5 protein-coding genes are annotated in these 5,892 nt (G+C 43.7%); all 5 read left to right on the forward strand.

What is annotated here, in order from left to right; genetic code table 11:
• Positions 1–452: 452 nt before the first annotated feature.
• The 5 genes from WMO62_RS15620 to dctP all read left to right on the forward strand — a co-directional run bounded on the left by WMO62_RS15620 (position 453) and on the right by dctP (position 5,772).
• Positions 453–1,748: an L-cysteine desulfidase family protein gene (locus WMO62_RS15620; RefSeq protein ID WP_349145256.1), complete on the forward strand. Its 1,296-nt coding sequence runs from the start codon at positions 453–455 to the stop codon at positions 1,746–1,748.
• Between the two features lie 39 nt (positions 1,749–1,787).
• Positions 1,788–2,336: a TRAP transporter small permease gene (locus WMO62_RS15625; RefSeq protein ID WP_349145257.1), complete on the forward strand. Its 549-nt coding sequence runs from the start codon at positions 1,788–1,790 to the stop codon at positions 2,334–2,336.
• The gene (locus WMO62_RS15630) at positions 2,336–3,643 is read left to right on the forward strand and encodes a TRAP transporter large permease (RefSeq protein WP_349145258.1); all 1,308 of its coding nucleotides are present in this window, start codon (positions 2,336–2,338) and stop codon (positions 3,641–3,643) included. Before WMO62_RS15625 ends, WMO62_RS15630 begins: the two co-directional genes overlap by 1 nt.
• A 21-nt stretch (positions 3,644–3,664) precedes the next feature.
• Positions 3,665–4,666 (forward strand): ornithine cyclodeaminase family protein, encoded by a 1,002-nt coding sequence (locus tag WMO62_RS15635; RefSeq protein ID WP_118512027.1) that lies wholly within the window; start codon positions 3,665–3,667, stop codon positions 4,664–4,666.
• 62 nt (positions 4,667–4,728) lie between these two features.
• A complete protein-coding gene (dctP, locus tag WMO62_RS15640) occupies positions 4,729–5,772 on the forward strand; it encodes a TRAP transporter substrate-binding protein DctP (protein ID WP_349145259.1) in 1,044 nt (347 codons plus the stop codon).
• Positions 5,773–5,892: the final 120 nt, after the last annotated feature.

Raw genomic sequence — 5,892 nt, forward strand, 5'->3', positions numbered from 1 at the left:
TCACTGCTTTGCTCATTCTTCCGTTTCCATCACAATGCTTGATCATCATAAAGATTCCTCCATTCGTAAATTAAAGTTTATGGTATTTGTATTATAACGCATTTATTTGTTTCTGAAAACAGTTTTGTGTTAATATAATACAAATAGACTTTAATGCGATAAAAAATGCAAAAAACAGGCGGATTTACAAAAAATATTAGAATCAATACTGGTTTTGCAAAAAAAAATCATTTCAAAACGCTTAACAACAAAAAAATAAAAGAATAATTATGAGACAATTAACATAATAATATTGACATTTTCAATAAATATATTTATCATACAAATAGACAAATAAAGCAATGAATTTATAAAATTCAATTTTATTTGCAAAATCATATATTTCCTATTTACAAGCTAGGAAAAGTGGGGTATTATACCAACTAACATGAACAACCAAAGGAGGTAAGAGCATGAACGAAAAATGGCGTGAGCTGCATGAGATTTTGAAAAAGGAAGTTGTCCCGGCACTGGGATGTACAGGGCCGACAGCTGTCTCTTATGTAGCTGCAGAAGCCGCAACAGCAGTAGGAGGAACTCCTATCAAAGTTGAAGTGAAAGTTGACCGTCACATCGGAACTAAGAACAGTGATGTCGGTATTCCGGGAACAACTGTAGTTGGCCTGAAAATGGCAGCAGCTCTTGGCGCACTGGCAGGAGATGCGGCTGCAGGGCTGGAAGTTCTTCATAATGTAACACCTGAAGACGAGAAACGGGCACTGGAATTTGCAAAATCTGGAAATGTAATAATTGATGTGGATCTGGAGACTGACATCCTTGGATTGTTTATGGATTGTACGGTTACAACAGACAAAGGTGTTGGAAGAGCTGTAGTTGTAAAGACGCACACAGGTCTGGTGTACAGAGAGGCGAATGGTGTAGTACAGGTTGATAAACCTTATGATCGTCGAGCTTCTATGAATGAGACACATGATGCGATGGCACATTATGGAGTCAAAGACTTCTATGAGTTTGCAACAGGAATTCCTCTGGAAGAGATCGCATTCCTGAAAGAAGCAGTTACGATGAATAAGACTATTGCTCAGACCATTTTTGATGGAACAGCAAAGGGTGCAGGATTTGCAGTATCCATGATGAAACGGGCAGACAATAACATGATCCGTAAAGCAAAAGCCCTGACTTCAGCTGGAGCAGAGGCGCGTATGGAAGGATTCTCTCTGCCGGTTATGAGTTGTGCGACCAGTGGAAATGTAGGTCTGACAGCGTCTCTTCCGCTGATCAGTATGGCAGAAGACCTGAATGCCAGTGAAGAGCAGCTGCTGCGTGCTCTGGCAATGAGCTTCCTGATGACAATCTGTGTGAAGAACAGAATCGGACGTGTATCCTCCATGTGTGCATGCGTAACAGCTGCATCTCAGGGTGTTGCAGCAGGTGCTTCCATGTTACTTGGCGGCGATCTGGCATGCATTGACAGAGCAATCAATAATACAGTCGTAAACATCTTCGGTGTTGTATGTGACGGTGCTCGTCTTGCCTGTGCATTGAAGCTTTCATCTGCAATCGGTATTGCAATTGAATGTGCTATGATGGCAAAGGATGATGTGATGACTCCGGCAGATCAGGGAATCGTAGGAAGTGATGCAGATGATACATTGAACTTTATGGGTGATTTTGCACAGCATGGAATGGCAGGATCAGACCTGGCTCTTTGTAAGGCACTTTATAAGAAAAACGAAGGTAAAGAATAGACCGGCTGCATTGGTATCTGACTTGAAGGGAGGTTTCATATGGAATACTATGACCACATCCAAAATAAAGTTTGGAAAAACATTTACAGAGGGATTGTTACAATACAGAGATTTATCTGCTATGCATGTGCGATCATATTACCGTTGCTCATCACATATCAGGTTATTCTCCGGTACATATTAAAAATGCCGTTGATGGGAATTGAGGAGCTGATGACATTCTTTATCATCTGGCTGTATATGATGGGTGGATCTGTTGCATCAGAACAGAGAAGTCACATTAACTGTGCGATCCTGACATTGTATATCAAAAAAGAAAAGACCATGGCAATTTTCAAATGTGCGAACAACCTGTTCTCCATGATCGTATGTGCCTGGCTGACCGGATGGGCATATTGGTTCTTTGCATATTCATTAAAGCTCTGGAAGACCAGTGATATCTTGCATATTCCGATGTTCTTTGGAGAGAGCTCCATGTTTATCGGACTGGTGTTCATGTTATTCTTCGGAATTATAGAGTTGATTGACAATGTGAAGGATGCAGTCCGGATCTGCAAGAAAGGAACAAACGAGGAGGTGAAAAGCTGATGAGTACACTGGCGATTGTAGGTATTGATGTTATTCTTTTGATTGTTCTTCTGATGCTGAGTGTTCCGCTGCCTTATTGCTTCGGCGGTGCACTGATGTTTATGGCTCTGGCGGGCAATGTATCTATGAAAAGTATGATGCTGTGGGGATATTCCCAGTCCATAGGTACGGTTCTTCTTGCAAGTCCGCTTTTCATCATCGCTGGAACCTTTATGGGAGGCAGTGGTGTTGCAAAGAGACTGCTTGACCTGTGTGATGCGTTTATTGGACGGATCAAAGGAGGTCTTGGTATTGTAAGTATTGTTACCTGTGCAATCATCGGAGCAATTTCCGGATCTGGATTTACCGGTGTGGCAGCAACAGGACCAATCATGATTCCGCGTATGGAAGAACAGGGATATCCGAGAGGATTTGCCACCGCACTGGTAACAGTATCTTCTGTATTGGGACTTCTGATTCCTCCAAGTGCGATCATGATCATCTATGGATGGATCACAGAGACATCGATCCTGGCATGCTTCCTCTCTACAGTTGGCCCTGGAATCCTGGTTACGATCCTGTTCTCTATTATCAATCTGGTGGAGTGCAGAAAGTTTGACCTGACACTGCTTCCGCCGATGACCATGAAAGAAAAGATCGAGATGACCGGAAAACGTACATGGTCAGCAATCCCGGCTATTATGATGCCGATCATTATTCTGGGAGGTATTTACGGAGGCGTATTCACACCGACTGAGGCAGCTGCAGTTGCAGCGATCTACAGTGTTCCGATCGGTCTTTGGGTCTATAAGGCAATGAAGATGAAAGATATCAAGAAGATGCTGTTTGATTCCATCAACTCAGTAGGTGCGATCATGGTTATGATCATCTTCTGTCTGATGCTCAGCCAGACCCTGACCATGCTGCAGGTACCGCAGGCATTGATTCAGATCATCTTCGGTCTTACCAGAAATAAAACGGTCATCCTTATTATTCTGAATCTGTTCCTGTTCGTAGTTGGAATGATCGTGAACGATTCTACTGGTATGCTGCTGTGTGCCCCACTGCTTCTTCCTCTGGTAAAAGAGCTGGGAGTCTCTCCGGTGCATTTCGCAGCAATCATGGGTGTAAACCTTGCAATGGGTGGTGTAACCCCGCCGTATGCAAGTATTCTTTACCTTGGAATGCGTATTGGAAACTGTGAGTTCAAGGATATTTTCGGACCGACCATGAAGCTTTTGATCTTTGGTTATGTTCCAGTTGTATTCCTGACAACATTCTGGCCAGAACTGTCTATGTTCCTGCCGCGTCTTTTTGGATACGTGTAAAATATAAGGAGGTATTTAGCAATGACAAAAGTGTTTACGATTGATGAGTTAAAAAGCGTGATCAACATGAAAGATGTTGTAGAATCTGTGGATCGTACATTTAAAGGACTTGCCGAAGGTGTCGTGATCAACCCGACCAAGGTTACCCTGGATCTGGGAGAAAACGCACCATACCCTCCATACGATGGATTTTTTAATGCAATGCCTGCATATATTGGCTATCAGGATGTGGCCGGCATCAAATGGGTCGGCGGTATTCTGGGTGAAAGAAAAAAAGCAGGTCTTCCATTTATCAGTGGAATGATCCTTCTGGCCAATCCAAGACTTGGTACATTTAAAGCAGTGATGGATGGTGCTTATATAACCAATCTTCGGACAGGAGCACAGACGGCAGTTGCACTGAAACATATTTACAAAGGACGGAAAAGCCTCAATGTTGGATTGTATGGTGCTGGTATGCAGGGACATACGCAGACAGCTGCTATTGCAGAAGTGTTTGACATTGATAAACTGTATGTATATGATGTATATACTCCGGCAGCAGAGAAGTTCCAACAGGATATGAAGGATGTCGTGAAGGGAGAGATCATTGTCTGTGATGCTCCTGAACAGGTGCCGGAAGATGTGGATGCGATCATAACAGTGACACAGGCAAAGGACAGCTTCCTGAAGGCAGAATGGATAAGACCGGGAACGGTAGTATTCCCGATGGGATCCTATAAGGAGATAGAGGATGAAGTGATCTTACAGTCAGATGCAATCGTTGTTGACCATGTGGGACAGGCACTGCACAGAGGAGCTATGAAGAGTCTGGCAGATGCAGGAAAGATCACGGCGGAAAGCATAACAACGACGATTGGAGAACTGGCTGCAGATATGTATGATCTGGGTGATGTATCGGAGAAAAAGATTCTCTGTATTCCGATTGGAACAGGTGCAATGGATGTGGCAGCAGCAGAGATTGCTTACCAGCGTATGATTGCCAAAGGAATGGGAACGGATTTCAACATTACCGGTGAGTAATAAGTTGATCGATTATAGAAGCTCTATAATTTATCATATAACAGATTGAAGGAGGATGAAACATGAAAAAAGTATTGGCATTAGTTCTGGCTATGGTGACATCAATGTCATTGGTTGCCTGCGGAGGAGGCGCTGATACAGCGGGATCTTCAGATGGAGCATCAGGTTCTGGTGAGGAGAAGACAGTTACATTATCACTGGCGCATATCAGACCGGTAGATTCATCCGCAGATATTGCGATCCGCGCATTTGCTGATGAAGCAACCGAACTCTCTGATGGTACGATCCAGTTCGATATCTATCCGGCAAGCCAGCTGGGTGAGTATACGACTGTTCAGGAGAGAGTCAGCATTGGTGACGTAGATATGCAGATCGCTTCTCTTGGTTCCAATATGGATAAGTTTTTTGCAATGTCCAATGCAGCATATCTGTGTGCAACCTGGGATGAGGCAAGAAAGCTCTTCGCTGAAGACAGTGAAATGGTAAAACTGTATACAGAAAAACTTGCAGATTACAACCTGACTTATCTGGCAAACTATCCGCTGTACTTTGGTGGAATCAGTCTGAATACAGATGCGATCGATCCGACGAACCCGAATGCAAAGTCTGGTATCAAGATCCGTGTTCCGTCCATGACAACATTTGAGAAAACAGCAACCACACTTGGATATCTGGCAACTCCGCTTCCGTCCTCTGAGATGTTCACAGCAGTTCAGACCGGTGTTGTAGATGGTGCGATCGGTGCAGGCGCTGAGATGTACTATGGCAACTTATCCGGACTTAATAAATACTATCTCCCGATCAACGATCACTTTGAGTGCTGGTGGATGTATATCAATACTGACAAGTGGAACAGTCTGAGCGACAAACAGAGAGAGGCACTTCAGACTGCAGCAAAACATATGACCGAAAAGCGTTGGGAAGTTGCAGAACAGGAGACCGCAGAGTATGAGCAGAAACTGGCAGACAGTGGCTGCGTAGTTGTAGAATATACAGAAGAGCAGCTGCAGAATTTTGCAGATGTAGTACGTGAAGCAGTATGGCCGGTAATCGCAGAAGAATATGGAACTGAGAATTTTGAGGCTGTAACCAACAGTATAAAATAAGCAGAATTCATAAGCAGGAGAACCGCACTGTATTGTGCGGTTCTCAGACTGTAGACAAAGCCCCGCTTTTGCGGGGTTTTGCTATTGTTAGAACCGCTTTTCTGATATAATGATGTCAGA

The sequence above is a fragment of the Hominiventricola aquisgranensis genome, assembly GCF_040096225.1.
In the GTDB taxonomy this organism is placed as follows: Bacteria; Bacillota; Clostridia; order Lachnospirales; family Lachnospiraceae; genus Hominiventricola; species Hominiventricola aquisgranensis.

What these genes read in the sequence shown, in the direction of transcription:
- WMO62_RS15620 (WP_349145256.1), top strand. Translation starts at nt 453, where the DNA reads ATGAACGAAAAATGGCGTGAGCTGCATGAGATTTTGAAAAAGGAAGTT.
- WMO62_RS15625 (WP_349145257.1), top strand. Translation starts at nt 1,788, where the DNA reads ATGGAATACTATGACCACATCCAAAATAAAGTTTGGAAAAACATTTAC.
- WMO62_RS15630 (WP_349145258.1), top strand. Translation starts at nt 2,336, where the DNA reads ATGAGTACACTGGCGATTGTAGGTATTGATGTTATTCTTTTGATTGTT.
- WMO62_RS15635 (WP_118512027.1), top strand. Translation starts at nt 3,665, where the DNA reads ATGACAAAAGTGTTTACGATTGATGAGTTAAAAAGCGTGATCAACATG.
- dctP (WP_349145259.1), top strand. Translation starts at nt 4,729, where the DNA reads ATGAAAAAAGTATTGGCATTAGTTCTGGCTATGGTGACATCAATGTCA.